This window comes from Enterococcus durans NBRC 100479 = LMG 10746, from assembly GCF_001544215.1.
Classification (GTDB): Bacteria; Bacillota; Bacilli; order Lactobacillales; family Enterococcaceae; genus Enterococcus_B; species Enterococcus_B durans.
Map to the genome: position 1 here is coordinate 18,770 of NZ_BCQB01000019.1, position 21,143 is coordinate 39,912.

Annotated in this window: 16 protein-coding genes; 2 read left to right on the top strand and 14 right to left on the bottom strand. The window is 39.0% G+C overall.

From position 1 onward, the window contains the following. Window positions 1-306: 306 nt before the first annotated feature. Complete coding sequence (locus ED2_RS07130) at window positions 307-1,125, bottom strand: ZIP family metal transporter (protein WP_005877530.1); 819 nt, start codon at window positions 1,123-1,125, stop codon at window positions 307-309. A gap of 149 nt (window positions 1,126-1,274) precedes the next feature. Between ED2_RS07130 and spxB the strand changes: the two genes are divergently transcribed. After that, window positions 1,275-3,005 (top strand): pyruvate oxidase, encoded by a 1,731-nt coding sequence (spxB, locus tag ED2_RS07135; RefSeq protein WP_060789732.1) that lies wholly within the window; start codon window positions 1,275-1,277, stop codon window positions 3,003-3,005. 103 nt (window positions 3,006-3,108) lie between these two features. Here the strand turns inward: spxB and ED2_RS07140 are convergent, their stop codons facing one another. Further along, window positions 3,109-3,630: an HdeD family acid-resistance protein gene (locus tag ED2_RS07140; RefSeq protein WP_016177142.1), complete on the bottom strand. Its 522-nt coding sequence runs from the start codon at window positions 3,628-3,630 to the stop codon at window positions 3,109-3,111. Between the two features lie 386 nt (window positions 3,631-4,016). On the opposite strand from ED2_RS07140, the gene ED2_RS07145 reads away from it, so the two are divergent. Beyond that, window positions 4,017-5,639, top strand: coding sequence for an ABC-F family ATP-binding cassette domain-containing protein (locus ED2_RS07145; protein WP_016177141.1), 1,623 nt, complete (start codon window positions 4,017-4,019; stop codon window positions 5,637-5,639). Between the two features lie 360 nt (window positions 5,640-5,999). Here the strand turns inward: ED2_RS07145 and ED2_RS07150 are convergent, their stop codons facing one another. The 12 genes from ED2_RS07150 to yaaA all read right to left on the bottom strand — a co-directional run bounded on the left by ED2_RS07150 (window position 6,000) and on the right by yaaA (window position 20,940). Further along, the gene (locus ED2_RS07150) at window positions 6,000-6,863 is read right to left on the bottom strand and encodes a DegV family protein (protein WP_005877537.1); all 864 of its coding nucleotides are present in this window, start codon (window positions 6,861-6,863) and stop codon (window positions 6,000-6,002) included. Window positions 6,864-7,146: 283 nt separating this feature from the next. Beyond that, entirely contained in the window at window positions 7,147-8,439 is a 1,293-nt protein-coding gene (locus ED2_RS07155; RefSeq protein WP_005877539.1) for an adenylosuccinate synthase, read from the bottom strand. Between the two features lie 561 nt (window positions 8,440-9,000). After that, on the bottom strand, window positions 9,001-10,368 hold the full coding sequence (gene dnaB, locus ED2_RS07160) for a replicative DNA helicase (RefSeq protein ID WP_005875816.1): 1,368 nt from the start codon (window positions 10,366-10,368) through the stop codon (window positions 9,001-9,003). Between the two features lie 629 nt (window positions 10,369-10,997). Next, window positions 10,998-11,450: a 50S ribosomal protein L9 gene (gene rplI, locus ED2_RS07165; RefSeq protein ID WP_005875813.1), complete on the bottom strand. Its 453-nt coding sequence runs from the start codon at window positions 11,448-11,450 to the stop codon at window positions 10,998-11,000. A gap of 5 nt (window positions 11,451-11,455) precedes the next feature. Continuing rightward, the gene (locus ED2_RS07170; RefSeq protein ID WP_016177140.1) at window positions 11,456-13,429 is read right to left on the bottom strand and encodes a DHH family phosphoesterase; all 1,974 of its coding nucleotides are present in this window, start codon (window positions 13,427-13,429) and stop codon (window positions 11,456-11,458) included. A gap of 248 nt (window positions 13,430-13,677) precedes the next feature. After that, complete coding sequence (rpsR, locus tag ED2_RS07175) at window positions 13,678-13,914, bottom strand: 30S ribosomal protein S18 (protein WP_005875810.1); 237 nt, start codon at window positions 13,912-13,914, stop codon at window positions 13,678-13,680. A 25-nt stretch (window positions 13,915-13,939) separates the two neighbouring features. Continuing rightward, window positions 13,940-14,452, bottom strand: coding sequence for a single-stranded DNA-binding protein (gene ssb, locus ED2_RS07180; RefSeq protein WP_060789733.1), 513 nt, complete (start codon window positions 14,450-14,452; stop codon window positions 13,940-13,942). Between the two features lie 49 nt (window positions 14,453-14,501). Beyond that, complete coding sequence (gene rpsF, locus ED2_RS07185; protein ID WP_005875806.1) at window positions 14,502-14,801, bottom strand: 30S ribosomal protein S6; 300 nt, start codon at window positions 14,799-14,801, stop codon at window positions 14,502-14,504. Window positions 14,802-15,121: 320 nt separating this feature from the next. Further along, window positions 15,122-17,623, bottom strand: coding sequence for a DNA gyrase subunit A (gene gyrA, locus ED2_RS07190; protein ID WP_016177139.1), 2,502 nt, complete (start codon window positions 17,621-17,623; stop codon window positions 15,122-15,124). 19 nt (window positions 17,624-17,642) lie between these two features. Continuing rightward, window positions 17,643-19,589, bottom strand: a complete 1,947-nt coding sequence (gene gyrB / locus ED2_RS07195; RefSeq protein WP_005875803.1) for a DNA topoisomerase (ATP-hydrolyzing) subunit B — start codon at window positions 19,587-19,589, stop codon at window positions 17,643-17,645. Beyond that, window positions 19,590-20,711: a DNA replication/repair protein RecF gene (recF, locus tag ED2_RS07200; protein WP_005875801.1), complete on the bottom strand. Its 1,122-nt coding sequence runs from the start codon at window positions 20,709-20,711 to the stop codon at window positions 19,590-19,592. Beyond that, a complete protein-coding gene (yaaA, locus tag ED2_RS07205) occupies window positions 20,698-20,940 on the bottom strand; it encodes a S4 domain-containing protein YaaA (protein ID WP_005875799.1) in 243 nt (80 codons plus the stop codon). The genes recF and yaaA overlap by 14 nt, the downstream gene beginning before the upstream one ends. Between the last annotated feature and the right edge of the window lie 203 nt (window positions 20,941-21,143).

The window sequence follows — 21,143 nt, forward strand, 5'->3', positions numbered from 1 at the left end:
AGGAACAGATTAGACAACCTTCAGAGGTTGCTTTTCTGTTCCTTTTTTTATCCAACGCTAAGGGGTCTGCCTCTAGAAACACTTCCCAAAAAAAAGAGTGTGGGACAAATCTAAAAATCAGGTTTGCTAAAGACTCTCGAATAACCGGTGTCCAAAATTCAGGTTTTTCTCTCCAATATCTCAAGCCTAAACGACTTTTGTCTCGACCTCTTTATTAAATGTTCTTCAATAAGATCTTATGGATTATAGCATGATTTCACACATTTTAGTTTTTTTCCATCCATTATCAAATGATATATCATTTGCTCAACCCAAAGCAACATCAAGGATCATCATGATGATGAATCCTAACATCACACCAAATACAGCAAAATGCCGCTTGCTTGATAATGTTTGCTGTGCTTCGGGGATCAGTTCTTCGACAACGACATAGATCATTGCTCCAGCTGCAAATGCCAACGCGTAAGGCAACAAGATCGATACCTTCGTCACTAAGATCGCACCAACGATACCAGCAATCGGTTCAACGATACCGGATGCTTGTCCATACATAAACGCCTTCGTACGGCTCAATCCTTCTTGCCGTAAGGGAATAGAAACGGCAGCTCCTTCTGGAAAGTTTTGAATACCTATTCCTAGTGCAACAGAAACTGCTGCTAAAACAGCCGTTGTAGGGTTATCTGCGGTAGTTGCTGCTCCAAAGGCTACCCCAACAGCTAGACCTTCTGGGATATTATGCAATGTAATCGAAAATACCAATAAAATCGTCCGCTTCAAGTGGGTGGGTAAGCCCTCTGTTTCATGTTGTGGCCCAAAATGCATGTGGGGCAATGTCTTATCCGCAATATAAAGGAAAAGTCCACCTAGTCCAAAGCCAATACTTACCACTAACCAAGCAATGTCGCCATTTTCTTCTGCTTTCGTGATCGCGGGATCTAGCAACGACCAAAAACTTGCAGCGATCATCACTCCTGAAGCAAAACCAAGCATCAAGTTCAAAACGTCTTTCTTGATCTCTTTAAAGAAAAAGACTAATGCAGCTCCCAGTGCAGTCATGAAATAGGTAAAGCCAGTCCCTACCAATGCCTGTTGCCATGGTTCTAATCTTAATAGCCATTCAGCCATATATTTCTCCTTTCAATCCTTTACTTACTACTCTAGCATATAGAAAAAAGCATGACTACTATTTTACGAAAAGACGTATTAGTTGGGGTTTTTCTGACAAAGCACTATACTTTAGTTAGTAAATTTTATCACTAAGGGAGTGGAAAGTTATGTCAACAATCAATGCTGGTGTCGCTATGGTAAAAGTTCTTGAAAGTTGGGGAGTCGATCATATTTACGGAATTCCTGGTGGTTCATTCAATTCCATCATGGATGCTTTATATCATGAAAAAGAAAAAATCAAATATATCCAAGTTCGTCATGAAGAAGTCGGTGCATTAGCCGCAGCTGCCGATGCAAAACTAACGGGCAAAGTCGGCGCTGTGTTTGGTTCTGCTGGTCCTGGCGCGACCCATTTGATCAATGGACTATATGATGCCCAAATGGATCATGTCCCTCTCGTAGCGCTATTAGGACAAGTGGCTTCTGCAGCGATGAATTATAATTCTTTCCAAGAATTAAATGAAAATCCTATTTTTGCAGATGTTAGCGTCTATAACCGAACAGTGATGACGCCACAAAGTTTGCCACATGTAGTCGATGAAGCAATCAAAGCTGCTTACGAACATAAAGGTGTTGCGATCGTGACGATTCCTGTAGATTTAGGTTTTGCTGAAATCGAAGAACAAGATTTCACAACTGCAGCTACACACAAAACCGGCTATATCTTACCTGACGAAAAAGATTTGTTGGCTGCACTTCCTTACATTGAAAAAGCAAAGAAACCTGTATTGTATGTTGGGCAAGGCACGCGTAATGGCTTCGAACAGATCAAACACTTTTCAGAACACTTTTCAGTTCCTGTCGTTGCTTCCGTTCTAGCCAAGGGAATCGTTCCTGATAGTTATAAAAATTTTCTTGGGTTTGCTGGACGAGTTGCGACGAAACCTGCAAACGAAGCACTTGCTGAAGCTGATTTGATTTTATTCGTGGGAAGTGACTTTCCATTTGGTCGAGCTTTCTTCAATCCTGATGCTGCCTTTATTCAAGTAGATATCGATGCATCAAAATTTGGCCGCAGACATGCCGTTTCTCTTTCAATCCTAGGAGATGCCAACACCACTTTAGAAAGATTAGCAGAACTTGGCCAACCTCGACCTGAAGATCGTTGGTATCTAGCAAACCAAGAAAACAAAGAGAACTGGGTCAACTGGTTGAAATCATTTGAAGATCGTGAAGAGCAACCTATCCGCCCAGAAGCGGTTTATAAAGAAATCAATCGTATTGCGAAAGACGATGCAATCTTTGTCACGGATGTCGGCAATACCACGATCCACTCGATTCGTCTTTTAGATATGAACGGCAACCAAAAGCATACTACTTCTGGTTGGTTCGCAACGATGGGAAATGGTGTTCCTGGAGGAATTGCTGCTCAATTAAGCTTTCCAGAAAAGCAAGTGTTCACTCTAAGTGGCGATGGCGGATTCGCGATGGTCATGCAAGATATCATCACACAAGTCAAATATCAATTACCAATCATCAACGTCGTATTCTCAAATGATTCCTTTGGTTTTATCGAAGCAGAACAAGAAGATACAGAACAAAATAAATTCGGTGTCTTTTTGGAAGATGCAGATTTTGGTAAGGCCAGTGAAGCATTAGGTGCAGACAGTTTCACGATTACTGATTATCATCAACTACGACCAGCCTTTGATGCAGCTCAAAAGTCAACACGCCCTGTAGTAATTGATGTCAAAATCGAAAATAAACGACCATTACCTGTAGAAGACTTGCATTTAGATCCTCGAAAATATTCCGCAGATGAAATCAATGCCTTCAAAGAAAAATATGAAGTACATGATATGCCTGTATTAAATGAGCTATATGAAAAACGTGACTAAGTTATCCTAAAAGCACACTATAAAAAAACGAATAAGCTCATAAAAAAAGAGGCAGGACATAATAATGTCCCGCCTCTTTTTTATATAAACTACTGTCGAATATTTATCTAAATGCGTACACGATATGAGTAATACCAAATAGCATAAAATAGAATCCAACTAAGAAACTTAGGGTCAATGCTGATGAGATAGGATTAAATAATAGCATGATCCCCAAAATGATACCTAAGATATTTACGATGACAGTGAACCAATAATAGCCATTACTTACCCCTTTAGCCAAATCAGCAGCCAATAAAGCAAATACGGAATCCGCAATGAACCACACTGCAAATACGAATGGCAATACCACTACACCGGCTCCAATATTGAATAAGAAAAAGATTCCTACTAAGATATCGATGATCCCTACAACTAATGGTGTCTTCCCTTTGTAGCCAGTCAATTCCTTCATGCGATTGCGAACAAATAATTCAAAAATTCCTTTTAAAAAGGCAAAAATAGCAAATACGACCACGATCGCCATAAGATTACCTACTGGATCTTGGAAAGACATCAGAGAAACAATCACAAATAATATCCCTAAGATCAAAGAACCCCAATCTACCGTTTTTCTTTCATTCATTTTTCAAACCTACTTTCATTTTGATCTACTATCCATACTACCTTTCTCTTTAAACAACGTCAAAACATATGCTGAAAGACGATTGATCGCTCTGTTGATATTGTATTGCGAACTTTTTGATACATTCGAGTGTAAACAATTTACATATGAAAAGACTATTTATTTCTTATCCACTTTTTCTATCCAAGATCATTGTGTTTTTTTTAGAAAATACAGGAATCCATGCAGATATCCACCTTCTATCCATCAGCTGTTTCTTACTTTTTTGTTACGTTGTTCCACGTGAAACACAAAGAATAGCTGATTACCTTGAAACTTTTACTTTTCCCCTATATAATTCTAGAAGACTTGTCAAAAACAATTAAAAGATAAAGTGAGGAAAAAAATTGATTACTGTAAATGATGTAAGTTTGCACTTTTCAGACCGCAAACTATTTGATGATGTTAATATTAAATTTACTCCCGGAAATTGCTATGGCTTAATAGGTGCAAATGGTGCAGGTAAATCAACGTTCCTTAAAGTATTATCCGGAGAGCTACAACCTTCTACAGGTACTGTCTCCTTGGGCCCAGATGAACGTATGGCCGTCTTGAAACAAAATCACTTCGACTATGAAGAATATACAGTCTTAGAAACAGTTATTATGGGACACAAACGATTGTACGAAGTAATGAAAGAAAAAGATGCCATCTACATGAAAGAAGACTTTACAGATGAAGACGGTATCCGAGCAGCTGAATTAGAAGGCGAATTTGCTGAGCTAAATGGTTGGGAAGCTGAACCAGAAGCAGCAGTATTATTACAAGGATTGAATATCCCTGAAGAATTACATCACCAACAAATGAGTGAACTTACGGGTGGTCAAAAAATCAAAGTCCTTTTAGCCCAAACACTATTTGGTAAACCAGATGTATTGCTATTAGATGAACCAACAAACGGATTGGATATCCAATCAATCAATTGGTTAGAAGAATTCTTGATCGAATTTGAAAATACAGTTATCGTCGTTTCCCATGACCGCCATTTCTTGAATAAAGTATGTACACATATGGCGGATCTAGACTTTGGAAAAATCAAATTATATGTAGGTAACTATGATTTTTGGTTAGAATCTAGTCAACTAGCTACAAAATTGCAAGCAAATGCAAATGCAAAAAAAGAAGAACAAATCAAAGAATTACAAGATTTTATCGCTCGTTTCAGCGCGAATGCTTCAAAATCAAAACAAGCGACTTCACGTAAAAAAATGTTAGAAAAAATCACGTTAGATGACATCCAGCCATCTTCTCGTCGCTATCCATTCGTTGGTTTCAAACCAGAACGTGAAATCGGCAACGACCTTTTACAAGTCGAAAACGTGAGTGTTACTATAGATGGTAAGAAAATCTTAAATGATATATCATTTAATTTAAGTAAAGAAGACAAGGTAGCTTTCGTTGCTGAAAATGATATTAAAACTACGACACTGTTCAAAGTAATCATGGGTGAGATCACACCAGATACAGGTACAGTGCGCTGGGGTGTCACAACAAGCAATGCTTATTTACCAAAGGATACAACGAAAGAATTTGATACGGATCTAACGATTTTAGACTGGTTAAGACAATATGCAGGTAAAGAAGAAGACGACAATACTTTCTTACGCAGCTTCTTAGGTAGAATGCTATTTTCTGGTGAAGACGTCTTGAAGCCTGTAAATGTCCTATCTGGGGGCGAAAAAGTCCGTTGTATGCTTTCTAAAATGATGCTTTCTAAAGCAAATGTCTTAGTTTTAGACGATCCAACGAACCATTTAGACCTAGAGTCAATCACTGCATTGAATGATGGGCTAATGGCCTTCACAGGTTCTATTCTCTTTGCTTCACACGATCATCAGTTTATCCAAACTCTTGCAAATCGCATCATTGCTGTTTCTGATAAAGGGGTCATCGATCGCGCAGACACAACGTATGATGAGTTTTTAGAAAACAAAGATATCCAAAAACAATTAAATGAGTTATGGAAGTAAGCGGGTCAATTGTTTCGTGACTGATTGATCGTTGAATCCTAATGGTGCTGTTCGTTAGACATTTCTAACGAACAGCATCTTTTTATATTGTCTGGGCACATACAAGACCCATAATTCTGAAATTCCTCAACAAAGAAGCATGGGACAAAAGTAAGAAACACTTTTGTCTCATGCTTTAAAAACGAAACGACTTTTGTCTCGACCTCTTCTAAACACAACGTCGGAACAGAAACAACTCCTTGAGATAAGCCGAAATTCGCAGGATTTGCAAAACAATTTCCATGATTCTCTGGTTCTTTCTCAGAATGAAATACTTCTGTTGCGACCTATTTTTTCTATTCGATTAGTGATGGTAGACTTCTATCGTTTAATCCCCATTGAAAAAATGGCGATACAGCCATAGCCAGTATGACTAGCGATCGTAGGACCCAACGGATAAAGTTTCACTTCTTTCATCTTGATGTTCTCTTCTAGCAGGCGTTTCGCTTTTTCGGCACTTTCTAAGTCCCCTGCATAGGCAATATAGACGATTTGTTCTAAAGGCGCGACGATCGTTTTAATCGTTTCTTCTACGACTTTTTGGATCGATTTATTTCTGCCACGCACTTTATCGACATTCGTCAGACGCCCTTCTTCATCTACTGTAATAATTGGTTTGACACTCAGAATACTTCCTAGTGTAGCGCTAGCCTTTGAAATACGTCCGCCACGTTCAAGATGTTTCAAATCATCGACGGTTACCCAAGAGTGTACTTTTAAATAATTATTTTTTAACCACTCTAACGTTTCTTCTAATGTTTTTCCTTCATCTTTCAATCGCACAGCTTCTAATACCAATACGCCTTCACCTACACTAGCAGCTTTCGTGTCGAATACATGTATTTGAGGATCAGGATACTCTTCTTTTAGTAATTCTACAGCTTGCAATGCACTACTATAAGAGCCACTCAATGCACTTGAAAAAGCAACGTATAAAACTGGGATTTTTCTTTCAGCATACGTACGGAAGAATTCAAGGTATTGTCCCACATTGATCTGTGAGGTAGTTGGCGTTGCTCCGTTTCTCAATTGTTCCATATATTTGTCATAGTTAAATGTTTTCCCCAGATCATCTACTAATTCTTGTTCATCTAACTGGATCTTCATTGACAAAAAGTCTACATTCGCCGCTGCGAGTACTTGATAAGGAAGATCACAACATGAGTCTGTTACTATTTGATACACCTACTTCAACTCCTTCACCATTCATTTTACCCTTAACCCCTATTATAGCAAATCTCTTGCGTTCAAAATATCTTTAGCTATCTAAAAAGAAAATAATTAATATTCACCCACTCTTTTTGGCTATCTACCCGTGTTCACAGTGAAGAAAACGGCAAAAAAAAGTCGAACACCACAAAAGGACAACAGGTTCTTTCCTGCTTTCATGGTGTTCGACTCTCTAGCACATTCGTTCACTCTTTAAGGCACAAGAATGTCCTGTCTCAACGAATGGTACTAAAATGACTTAGATTTGCGCCCAGACGCTTTCTAAGATGTTTGTTTGTGTTCGGTCAGGTCCAACTGAGAATGTTGAAATACGGACTCCTACAAGCTCTGAGATACGTCTAACATAGTTACGGGCGTTTTCTGGTAGTTCAGCAAGTGTTTTACATGCTGTAATATCTTCAGACCAACCAGGAAGTTCTTCGTATACTGGTTTGCAACGTTTCAATTCTTTCAGGCTTGCTGGGTAATGATAGATCAATTCTCCATCTAATTCATACGCTGTACAGATTTTTACTGTTTCTAGTCCGCTTAATACATCGATTGAATTCAATGATAGGTTAGTGATTCCTGATACACGTTTTGAATGGCGCATCACGACTGTATCAAACCAACCGACACGACGAGGTCGACCTGTTGTCGTACCATATTCACGACCGACTTCACGGATTTGTTGACCTGTTTCGTCAAATAGTTCTGTTGGGAATGGGCCATCTCCTACACGAGAAGTATAAGCTTTACATACACCAACGACTTTATTGATCTTTGAAGGGCCAACGCCACTACCGATCGTTACACCACCAGCTACCGGATTAGAAGAAGTCACAAATGGATACGTTCCTTGATCGATATCCAACATCACACCTTGGGCACCTTCAAACAAGACACGTTTTCCTGCATCTAGAGCATCATTTAAGATGACTGATGTATCAGTGACATATTGTTTGATTTGTTGGCCATATTCATAGTATTCTTCGAAAATATCCTCAAATACCAATGGTTCAGAATCGAACATCTTCACAAATTGACGATTTTTATCTTCTAAGTTCAAACGCAAACGTTCTTCAAAAATCTCTTTATCTAATAAATCTGCAATACGGATGCCGACGCGAGCAGCTTTATCCATATATGCTGGTCCGATCCCTTTGATCGTTGTACCGATCTTGTTTTCACCTTTTGAATCTTCTTGTAATTGATCCAATTTGATATGGTAAGGCAAAATGACATGCGCACGATCTGAAATACGTAAATTATCTGTTTCTACACCTTTTTCGTGCAAATACGCTAATTCCGTCACTAATGATTTAGGATTCACCACTACGCCATTTCCGATCACACTGATTTTATCTTTATAAAAAATCCCAGAAGGAATCAAATGCAGTTTATAAGTAACACCATTGAATTTGATTGTGTGTCCTGCATTGTCGCCACCTTGGTACCGTGCGATCACCTCAGCATTTTCACTAAGAAAGTCAGTAATCTTTCCCTTCCCTTCGTCGCCCCATTGTGTACCTACTACTACTACAGATGACATCTGAACACCTCGTTTTATATTATTTAATCCTGAATTATTGTATCAATAACTCGCTATTTATTCAACTAAAATCGAATGATACTTTTATTTATTTTATAAAAACGCTTAAAAAACGAACAATAAACGCGTTTGAAAAATTATTCCCTCAAAAGAATATAGGGAATAACAAAGGCTTGACTTAGAAGATGAACAAAGAATGTAGGACAAATTTAAAAATCGGTTTTGCTACAGACTCTCGAATAAACGGCGGGAGCAGAAGCAACTCCTTCGGAAATAAACGGTGTCCACAAGTCCGGCTTTTCGGAAATTTCAAAAAAAAAAAGAACAATACAAAAAACGTATTGTTCTTTTTTCTCTCCAATTTCTCAAACCTAAACGACTTTTGTCTCGACCTCATTTTGTCTGATTTATTTCGCTATTTTGCAGCAACTACTGACATCGCAGACTGCTTCATCATAGATCATTTTCTTCATAGATGATGCTCATTGGCTGGAGATAGGATCAAGATGAACATTATCTGCTATAACTGCTTATTCTCAGAGTAAAATACTTCCTTCTCTTCTAGTATTCTTCTCTTGGTGATAACGACGAAAACTTGTTGTATTCTTTGATGAACAGTAATTCAACAGTTCCTCGGGCACCACTACGGTTTTTTTCGATGATGACTTCGATCACGTTGTCATTTTGCGGTTCAGCGCCGTCATTGTCTTCGCCGCCTTCTCTTTCATAATAATCATCACGGTACAAGAACGCGACGATATCTGCATCTTGTTCGATAGACCCTGATTCCCTGATATCACTTAAAACAGGACGTTTATCTTGCCGCTGTTCAACACCACGAGAAAGCTGTGATAATGCGATAACAGGCACTTTCAATTCTTTCGCCAGTTTCTTTAACTGACGGGAAATATCAGAAACTTCTTGTTGGCGGTTTTCTCTGCCGTTCCCTTCAATCAGTTGGAGATAGTCGATCAAGATCAAGCCGAGATTGCCTTTTTCCTGTGCGAGTTTGCGGCACTTTGCGCGTATTTCAGAGATTTTGATCCCAGGGGTATCGTCAATAAAGATATTTGCCCGTGATAAGCTCCCCATCGCAACGATCAGATTGGACCATTCTTCTTCAGAAAGCTGACCTGTACGCAAATGGCTCGCTTCAATCGATCCTTCCGCACAAAGCATCCGATTAACCAGGGATTCTGCCCCCATTTCCAAACTGAAGATAGCTACGGAACGATCCGTTTTGGTACCGACATTTTGTGCGATATTCAATGCAAAAGCCGTTTTCCCGACAGCTGGTCGAGCTGCTAAGATGATCAATTCTTCTGGTTGGAAACCTGCTGTCATCTTATCTAATCCTTGATAGCCAGTAGGAAGTCCTGTGATTTCTTCGTTGTTTTGCGCTAACTGGTCAATATTTTCGATCGTTGAATTCAAGACTTCTGCGATCGATAAAAATCCGCTCCGGTTTCTTTTTTCGGATACTTCAAGGATGCTACGTTCTGCATCATCTAATATCGATTGGACTTCTTCTCCTTGTTCAAATCCACGAGTAACAATTCCTGTCGCTGTTTGGATCAAATTACGCAACAACGATTTTTCTTCTACGATTTTTGCATAATAAACGATGTTCGCCGCTGTAGGAACAGCTAATGCTAAATCGGAAAGATAGCTCAAGCCCCCAGCATCTTCTAATAGGTTTCCTTGTTCCAAACGATCTTTGACAGTGACCACATCGATTGCTTCACTGCGATCATTCAATTCGATCATTGTTTCAAAAATGATTTGATGTCCCCGACGATAAAAGTCTTTCGGTTCTATGTACTCCATGGCATCAATGATCGTTTCAGCATCTAAAAAAACTGACCCTAAAACCGCTTGTTCGGCTTCAATATTTTGCGGTGGAATTCGATCCTGCCACACTTCATTCATACATATCGCTCCTTGTCTTCAATTGCTTCATTTTACAAGAAAATAGTCAAAAAGTCATCCTAAAAAGTGGAAAAGTCATTGTGTCTGAACGCAGAAAATCATTCCATTGTATTTGTACGTTGGCTCTATCGTTCAAAAACATTGCCTTTTTCCCTATCCAAATATAAGAGTTTAGTACAGAAGTAGTCTTTCACTCCGAGAAATAACTAGAGATTTATGGAAATGTTTTTTCAAATTTTTGTGATTTCAGGTTATTTTTGAAGATGCTACTTCTTGTTTATTCATGTTTAGAGAATGTGGGACAAATCTAACAATCAGTTTTGCTACAGGCTCTAATTCTGAATAAACGGCGTCCAAAAGCCAGGTTTTTCGGAAATTTCAAAAAAAACGAGCATGGGACAAAAGTAAGAAACACTTTTGTCCCATTCTTTAAAAACGAATAAACGGTGGGAGCAGAAGCAACTCCTTCGGAAATAAGCCGAAATTCACAAAAATTTGAAAAGCAATTTTCGTTCATTTCTTCTTATTTCTCGGAGTTAAACACTTCTGTCCCAACCTCGTTTTTTTCTCCAATTTCTCAAACCTAAACGACTTTTGTCTCGACCTCTCTCATAATTGATTTTACTAACTTATTCTTGTACAACGTGTACTTTGATCGTTGCTGTCACTTCATGATGCAATTTGACTGGTACATTCGTGTAACCTAATGTACGGATTGGATTTTCTAGTTCGATCTTACGTTTATCTAGTTTTACTTTGTACTGTTTGTTCAATCCTTCTGCGATTTGTTTAGAAGGAATTGAGCCGAATAAGCGGCTGTCTTCTCCAGCTTTTGCTTTTAATTCAACAACCGTATCTTCTTTTTCTAAAAACTCTTTCAGTTTTTTTGCTTCTTCTAGAATTTCTGCTTCATATTTTTCTTGTGCTTTTTTCTGACCAGCTAATTGGCTGATGCTGCTTTTTGTTGCTTCTTTTGCTAGATTGTTTTTTAATAGGTAATTTTGAGCATATCCTGTCGGAACTTCTTTTACATCACCTTTTTTTCCTTTACCTTTTACATCTTGTAAGAAAATGACTTTCATAGCAATTACTCCTTATCATATAGTTGATTCATGTTCTCGTTGATTACAGCTAATAAACGCTGTTTGGTTTCTTCAACTGTGACATTTTCCAATTGCGTAGCGGCATTCGTGAAATGTCCACCGCCACCTAGCGACTCCATGATCAATTGTACGTTGATCGTGCCCGTACTGCGTGCACTGATACCGACTAATCCATCCGTTCGTTTCGTAATGACGAATGCACCATTGATATTGATCATTGATAAGAGTGTGTCCGCTGTTTTTGCGGCTATGACACTATTATACTCTTTTTCATCTGTCCCTGTCGCTACCACAATATCTGATGTCACGTACTCACTTTGGGCGATCAAATCACTAATCTCCAAGTAAGTTTCTAAATCTGAACTCAATAAATATTGTACTAGGGAAGCGTCAGCTCCACAAGCCTTTAAATAGCTTGCTACATCAAAAGTTCGAGCGGTCGTCCGAACATTGAAACTATTCGTATCGACCGTCATCCCAGCAAGCAACAATGTAGCTTCAAACCGATCTAAACGATTGGCTCGACTGCTTTGATACTGAATTAGCTCTGTGACTAATTCTGAAGCTGAAGAAGCTGAGGATTCAATGTACGTCAATAATGGTTTACTTGGGAATTCTTCCCCACGTCGATGATGATCAATGATCACGATCTTATCAAACTGCTCATAAAGGCTCTGAGAGATCGATAATGAAGGTTTATGGTAGTCGACCATCACAAGTAAGTCCTCGTCTTTTTTCAGTTCCATCGCTCGTTTAGGCGAGATCAATTGTGCTTCCAAATCTGGATGTTTATGGATTTCTTCCAAACAACGTTCAACGTCTGGAATAATCTCTGTTTCATCTATGACCACATACGCTTTTTTCTGATTAAAGCGTGCTAAACAACTTACGCCAAATGCTGAGCCAATCGCATCCATATCTGGAAACTTATGACCCATGATAAATACATCGCCTGTTTCATCAAAAATTCTTCGTAAAGCCGTACTCATCGCTCTGGATCTCACCCGTGTCCGCTTCACTGTTTTTGCTGATCTTCCACCGTAATAGACCGGTTTCGCTCCTTCACGCATCTCTTTGACGACAACTTGGTCGCCCCCTCTAACTAGCGCTACATCCAGATTGTTTTGTGCTTCTGCACCAATTTCATCGAGCGGATCTTGACCATACGCAATCCCCATACTAAGAGTGATCGGCAGATTTTGTTTCTCCGCTTCTTCACGTAAGCGATCCAGCAAATCAAATTTCTTATCCATCATTTTCTTTAGCACATTCAATTGAGTGAAAAAGAAAAAACGTTCTGAATTGATTCGTTTGAAGAAAACATGGTACTCATTCATCCAATCTGAAACCAACGTTGTCACAAAAGAATTCAGGTAAGAAATTTCTTTGTCATCCAGTTTATCGATCGCATCGGCGTAGTTGTCGATCGATAGTATGCCAATTACCGGCTGGCTGTTGGTTTGGTGCAGTTTCAGTAATTGTGTTTGCGTGACATCACTAAAATAGACTACGCCCTTAACAGTATCTAGATCGAATTGAAATGTTTTATCCGCTAAGTACAGCTGATTCTTTTTCTTTTCTTTTGCAGCAAAAAACGCATCCAGTAGTTCATCTTCTGATAACGCACTTTGATCCTTGATCCCTAATGCAAAAGGATTCATCCAATCGATTTTTTGAGTCATCGGCTGGTAAGAAATGATCCCGACTGGCATGATCTCTGAAACATAAGCTAAGTGTGTTTCGGCAACCGTTGAAGCTTGTTGGATCTTTTCACGATTTCGCAGTGTCAGCCAGCGTTTCACCTTCAGCCAGTAGCGAAGCCACAAGATATTCAAAACTAAAACAACCAAAGCGCTAACAAACCGAAATGGCATAAATAAGATAACCAGTACTTCGATTAATATAAATAAAATAATGAAGAGAGGTCTAGGGGTTAAGTTTGTATTTTCTTTTTCCATCGTCTTCCTCCCATACTTGATTAGTTTAATTTTACCATAACTTTCGTCATTCAAGCGATTAAACAAATGGGTAAGGATTTTTTTCTAATTTTAGTATGTTTAAACGATCTGATTTTTATGTCCCTTGTCCTTTAAGGGAAAAAATTTTACAGAAAATCGATCCTTTGTAGTTGAATCGAGGCTCTTTACTAAAATTTCAGGGGTAAAAAAAGACAACAGTCTTAGCGACTGTCGTCTGATTTTTATTCTTAGTCTTCGCTTACGAAAGGTAGTAAGCCCATGATACGTGCGCGTTTGATAGCAATCGTAATTTTACGTTGGTTCTTAGCGCCAGTACCTGTTACACGACGTGGCAAAATTTTACCGCGTTCTGAGATAAATCTTTTTAGTAATTCAATATCTTTATAATCGATATATTCAATATGGTTAGCAGCGATATAGTCTACTTTACGACGTTTACGTCCGCCTCTTCTTTGTTGTGCCATTCTATTTCCCTCCTATCAAATTCGTTTAGAATGGTAAATCATCGTCTGAAATGTCGATCGTTGAACTTGAGCCAAATGGATCAGAATTGTCACGATCAAAATCAGGCATACCGTTGGATGATTGAGATGTTTGATTATAGTTATTACTTCCGCCAAAATTATTTGCCGATTGACCAGAACTTTGAGAACCGACGCTTTGTTGACGATTTTCAGATGCAGAACGACTTTCCAATAATTGGAAATTTTCAGCAACTACTTCTGTTACATATACACGTTGTCCTTGTTGATTATCATAAGAACGAGTTTGGATACGTCCGGTAACACCTAAAAGGGTACCTTTGCGAGCATAGTTTGCTAATGTTTCTGCTGATTTACGCCAAATCACACAGTTGATAAAGTCAGCCTCACGATTGCCGTTTTGGCTAGTAAAATTACGATTGACAGCTAAAGTGAACGTTGCAACTGCAGTGCCACTTGATGTATATCGTAAATCTGGATCTTTCGTTAGACGTCCAACTAGTACAACATTATTAATCAAAATTGTCATCTCCTCTCATCGTTTTCCATTGTTCCACATGAAACAATGATTAAGCTTCTTCTTTAACAATCATGTGACGAATAATATCGTCGTTGATTTTAGCAAGACGGTCAAATTCATTGACAGCAGCTGCTGATGATGGAGAAGTTACTTTAACGATGTGATAGATACCTTCACGGTAACCGTTCATTTCATACGCTAAACGGCGTTTTTCCCAATCTTTAGATTCGATAACTTCAGCTCCGTTATCTTTTAAGATTGTATCGAAACGTTCGATTAAAGCAGTTTTTGCTTCTTCATCAATGTTTGGACGAATAATATACATGATTTCATATTTCGTATTTTCCATTGATATTCACCTCCCTATGGACTTTCGGCTCTAAGGTTCCCAAGAGCAAGGAGAGTTTTCTAATAAATTAGACTACTCACAATCCTTGATTATACACGAAATAAACAGTTAAAGCAAGAGGACAAAAAGAAAAAGAGCGTGGGACAAAAGTAAGAAACACTTTTGTCTCATTCTCTAAAAACGAATAAACGGTGGGAGCAGAAGCAACTCCTTCTTAAATAAGCCGAAATTCACAAAAATTTGAAAAGCAATTTCCGTTAATTTCTTCTTATTTCTCGGAGTTAAACACTTCAGTCCCAACCTCTTTTTCATCTCGGTGATCATTCTTCCGACTGATCGTCCGTTGTTTCCGTTGAGGCATCTACTTCTTCACTTGTAGGCTCTTCTGGACTTTCAGGTTCGACGGTCGCCATCGTTACTACTTTCGTATCAGCTTCCATCTTGATCAAGCGTACCCCTAAAGTTGCACGTCCTGTTTGAGAAACGGTTGCTACGTTGAAACGAATGATGACCCCTTTATCAGTGATCAACATGATGTCTTCATCTCCAACAACAGTCGCTAGACCAGCTAGTGGACCATTTTTTTCTGTGATATTGGCGGTTTTGATTCCTTTACCACCACGGCCTTTTACTGGATACTCAGAAACTTTTGTTCGTTTACCGTATCCTTTTTCTGTGATGATCAGTACTTCGTGATCTTCATTCATCAATGCTGCACCGACTACATAATCTTCTTCACGTAAACGAATCCCTCTCACACCTGAAGCTGTACGTCCCATATCGCGAACGGCTTCTTCAGAGAATGTTACAGAATACCCATTATGTGTACCAATGATGATATTGGATCGACCATCCGTTAGCAGAACATTGACTAATTCATCGTCTTCTTTCAAACCGATCGCAATCAAGCCATTGCTTCTGATATTAGCGAATGCCGTCACAGTGGTCCGTTTTACCGTTCCTTGGCGCGTTGTAAAGAATAGATAATGTCCTTCTTCTGCTTGCCCAGTTACAGCGATGATTGCTTGGATTTTTTCGCTTGAATCGATTCCCAATAGATTGATGATCGGAATCCCTTTGGCTGTGCGGCCATATTCTGGGATTTCGTAGCCTTTTGCACGATATACTTTTCCGTTGTTTGTGAAGAAAAGCAACGTATCATGGGTCGAACAAGAAACCAGATTCTTGACGAAGTCGTCATTGTGGACACCCATCCCTTGGACACCGCGACCGCCACGACGTTGTGCTCTGAATTCGTTATTTGCTAATCGTTTGATATACCCATTATTTGTTAGTGTGATCACGATTTCTTCTTCTTCGATCAAGTCTTCGTCTTCCAGACTCAATACTTCGCCTACCAATAATTCCGTACGACGTTTGTCACCAAAACGTTGGTTCAAGTCTGCCAATTCTGTTTTGATAATATCAGTTACCCGTTCTGGACGAGCAAGAATATCTGTTAAATCAGTAATCAGTTTTAACAATTCCTGGTATTCATTTTCGATTTTTTCACGTTCCAAACCGGTCAAGCGGCGTAAACGCATGTCTAAAATCGCTTGTGCTTGGCGATCTGAAAGTTTGAATCGTTCGATCATCGTTGTTTTTGCTTCATCATCTGATTTAGAGCCACGGATGATTGCAATGATTTCGTCAATATGGTCTAAAGCAATACGTAAACCTTCTAGAATGTGGGCACGTGCTTCGGCTTTTTCTTTTTCGAAAATCGTACGACGTGTAATTACTTCACGTTGATGTTCAACATAGTTTTCAAGGATTTGCTTCAAGCTTAATACTTTAGGAACACCTTTTTCGATGGCTAACATATTGAAACCAAATGAATTTTGTAAAGAAGTCAATTTATACAAATTATTTAGAATAACTGATGCACTTGCATCACGACGAACATCGATGACGATCCGCATGCCTTCACGAGAAGATTCATCACGCAAATCAGTGATTCCTTCGATCCGTTTATCTCTGTGTAATTCAGAGATACGTTCGATCAATTTGGCTTTATTGACCATATATGGTAGTTCCGTCACAAGGATACGTTCTTTACCGTTTGGCATCTCTGTGATTTCCACTTTCGCACGAACTGTAATTGATCCTTTACCTGTTTCGTAGGCACGACGGATACCTGATTTACCCATAACTAAACCGCCTGTTGGGAAATCTGGTCCAGGAAGTACTTCCATCAATTCATTCGTTGTTACATCTGGATTTTCCATCAACAGGTCAATAGCCGCCACGACCTCTGACAAGTTATGAGGTGGAATATTTGTTGCCATCCCTACAGCAATACCAGTTGTGCCGTTCACTAAAAGGTTAGGGAAACGGGCTGGTAACACAACAGGTTCTTTTTCTGTATCATCATAGTTGCTTTGGAAATCGACTGTATTTTTATTGATATCACGGAGCATTTCTGTGGCGATTTTGCTCATACGCGCTTCGGTATAACGCATCGCAGCAGCCCCATCTCCATCGACTGAACCAAAGTTTCCGTGACCGTCTACCAACATGTAGCGGTAACTAAATGGCTGTGCCATACGTACCATGGATTCATAGATCGCACTATCACCGTGGGGATGGTATTTACCCATGACATCCCCAACGATTCTGGCTGATTTTTTATGTGCTTTATCTGGCGTTACACCTAATTCATTCATTCCGTATAAGATACGGCGGTGAACAGGCTTCAAGCCGTCTCGAACATCCGGTAGTGCACGAGCTACAATAACACTCATCGCATAATCGATGAAGGAGTCTTTCATTTCGCTAGTTAGATTGACATCATGGATGTTCTCTCTGATTTCTTCACTCATCTTTATTCCTCCTTCATGATTAAATATCTAAGTTTTTCACGTAATGGGCATTTTCTTCAATGAATGCACGGCGTGGTTCAACACGATCACCCATCAGCATTTCGAAAATCTGATCGGCTGCAATTGCATCATCCACGCTGACGCGAGCCATCATCCGATTGCTAGGGTCCATCGTTGTTTCCCATAATTGATGATCGTCCATTTCTCCCAACCCTTTGTAACGCTGTACACTAGGTTTTGGTGTCGCTGGTAAAGAAGCAACAACTTCTTTCAAATCTTCTTCAGCAGTTTTGCCTGGCTGAACGTACGTGATTTTTTTCCCTTGTTTTACGCCATACAATGGTGGTTGCGCAATATAAACATATCCTGCTTCCACGATAGGTCGCATATAACGATAAAATAGTGTCAACAGCAATGTCCGAATATGTGCGCCATCGACATCGGCATCTGTCATGATAACTAATTTATGGTAACGGGCTTTAGAAACATCAAAATCTTCCCCAAAACCGGTACCCATCGCTGTAAATAAAGAACGGATTTCTTCATTCGCTAAAATTTTGTCCATGCTGGCTTTTTCAACATTCAGGATTTTCCCGCGGATTGGTAAAATCGCTTGGAATTCACGATTTCGTCCTTGTTTTGCAGAACCACCGGCAGAATCTCCTTCGACGATGAATAATTCACATTTTTCAGGATCATTACTTGAGCAATCGGCCAATTTACCTGGCAGATTACTGATTTCCAACGCACCTTTTCGTCTTGTCACTTCTCTTGCACGTTTGGCAGCTAAGCGGGCTTTAGAAGCCAATAATCCTTTTTCGATGATTTGGCGTCCGACACTTGGATTTTCTAACAAGAACTTCATGAAGTGCTCGCTGAATAAACGGTCAGTTACAGTACGAACTTCTGAATTTCCCAGTTTTGTTTTGGTTTGTCCTTCAAATTGAGGATCGGGATGCTTGATAGAAATGACTGCTGTCAAGCCTTCTCTTACATCTTCCCCTGTCAAATTATCATCGTTTTCTTTCATCAGCTTTTGTTTACGCGCATAATCATTGATGACACGAGTCAATGCTGTTTTGAATCCAGACTCATGTGTCCCACCTTCATATGTGTGGATGTTGTTCGCAAAACTCATGATGTTTGAATGGTAACCATCAGTATATTGCATCGAAACTTCGACCGCGATATCTTGCTGTTCGCCTTCTAAATAAACTGGCTCTGGGAAAAGCACTGCCTTGTTTGCATTTAAATACTCGACATAGCTCTTGATCCCGCCGTCATAATGGTATTCTTTTACTACTGTTTTTTCTTCGCGTCTGTCTTCGATCGAGATGTGCATGCCGCGATTCAAGAAAGCCAATTCACGAATACGAGTCGCTAATTTATTGAAATCAAAAACGGTTGTCTCTGTAAAAATTTCTGGATCTGGAATAAAATGGACAGTTGTTCCGTGACGGTCACTTTGTTCAATGATTTTTAAATCATCAACGACGGCACCACGACGATATTGTTGGTAATAAACATTGCCGTCTTTATAAACTTTTACATCTAATTGTGACGATAACGCATTAACGACGGATGAACCAACACCATGCAGTCCACCAGATACTTTATATCCGCCTCCGCCGAATTTCCCCCCTGCATGAAGCACGGTAAAAACAGTTTCTACAGCCGGACGACCAGTTTTTGCTTGGATATCTACGGGAATCCCACGTCCATCATCGACTACAGTGATGCTGTTATCTTCTTCAATTACGACTTGGATCTTAGTAGCAAATCCTGCTAACACTTCATCGATCGAATTATCGACGATTTCCCATACCAAGTGATGTAATCCTTCAGAACTAGTAGATCCGATGTACATTCCTGGACGTTTTCGAACGGCTTCTAATCCTTCAAGGACTTGAATCTGACTGGCATCATATTCTTTAGCGCGTTCAATTAAACTTCTCTCATCTGTCATTTAACTTTCTTCTCCTTCTATTTTTCCTTGCTGAACATAAAAAATCTCAGGTTCAACGGTCATTTTATTTTTTACATGATCAAGTGTGGTTGTTGTCAAGAAAGTCTGGACTTTACCTTCAATTGTTTCTAGCAAGTGCAGTTGGCGATTATCATCTAATTCACTCATCACATCATCAAGCAAGAGAATTGGATATTCCCCTGTTTCTTCTTTGATCAAGTCGATTTCAGCTAATTTGACGCTCAAAGCTGTGGTTCGCTGTTGTCCTTGAGACCCATAATTCTGCACGTTTTTTTGATTGACGAAAAAAGAAAGGTCATCACGATGGGGCCCTATCGTTGTTGTCCCTCGAAACAAATCTTTCTTTTTATTCTGATCTAGCAATGCCAAAAACTGTGTTTGGATCTCTTCTTGTGTTTGTGAATGCAAAGAAGAAATCGCTGTTACGTATTCAATCTCTAATTGTTCTTTTTGATGTGTGATCTGTTGATGCAAGGTGTTTGCCCAAAATTCTAATCGCTGGACAAATTGCGCACGAGCTTTCAAGATTTTACTGCCAAATTCGGCTAACTGCTCAGATAAAATATCTAAGTAAAGTAGATCTGTTTGCTTTTTTTCGTTCAATTGTTTTAAATATTGGTTTCTTTGTTTTAAGATTCCTTGATATTGAACCAGATCATAAAGATAGATCGGATTGATTTGGCCTAATTCCATATCAAGAAATTTTCGTCTTATCTGAGGACTACCTTTGACTAGAGAAAGGTCTTCCGGTGCAAATAAGATGACGTTCAATTGTCCAACATAACTGCTTAACTTCTTTTGCTCGATATGATTGATTTTTGTTTTGCGCCCTTTTTTTGAAAGTAAGATTTCTAGAGGGATTTTAGATGTACCTTTCGTGATTTCTCCTTGAATCAATGCTTGGTCATCATTCCAACCAATCAATTCTTGTTCACTACTTGTACGATGACTTCTAGTCATAGCTAAAACATAAATACTTTCCAAAAGATTCGTCTTTCCTTGCGCATTTTCACCTAAGAAAATGACGAGATTTTTCGAAAACTCTATTTGTAATTCCTGATAGTTACGATAATTTTTTAAATAGAGCTTATTCAGCCTCATTATCTTTTTTCCCTTTTTTTACCATAAAAAAAGTTCCTACTTCTGGAACTTCAACCATCATACCGGGATAAAGTTTTCGTCCGCGGCGATTCTCAGGTTCGCCATCTACTAAGACAGTGTTCTCAGCTAAATACCATTTTGCTTGTCCACCACTGCTGATCACCGTGACTTCTTTTAGCATTTGACCCAACGTCATAAATTCTGTTTTTAGAATGACTTGTTGTTTCACTCTTCATCCCTCATTTTCATTATAAATGTATACTCTATTATACCTTTTTTTGATCAATAAAACAAATTTATCCATATATTTTTCCATATAAGACGATTTAAGCAAAAAAAGGTGTTTTAAACAAAAAGAAACAAAAAGCCTTAAAATTGATTTTAGGGCTTTTTGTTTCTTTTCTATTTCTTTTCATCTAATTTTTCAATCTA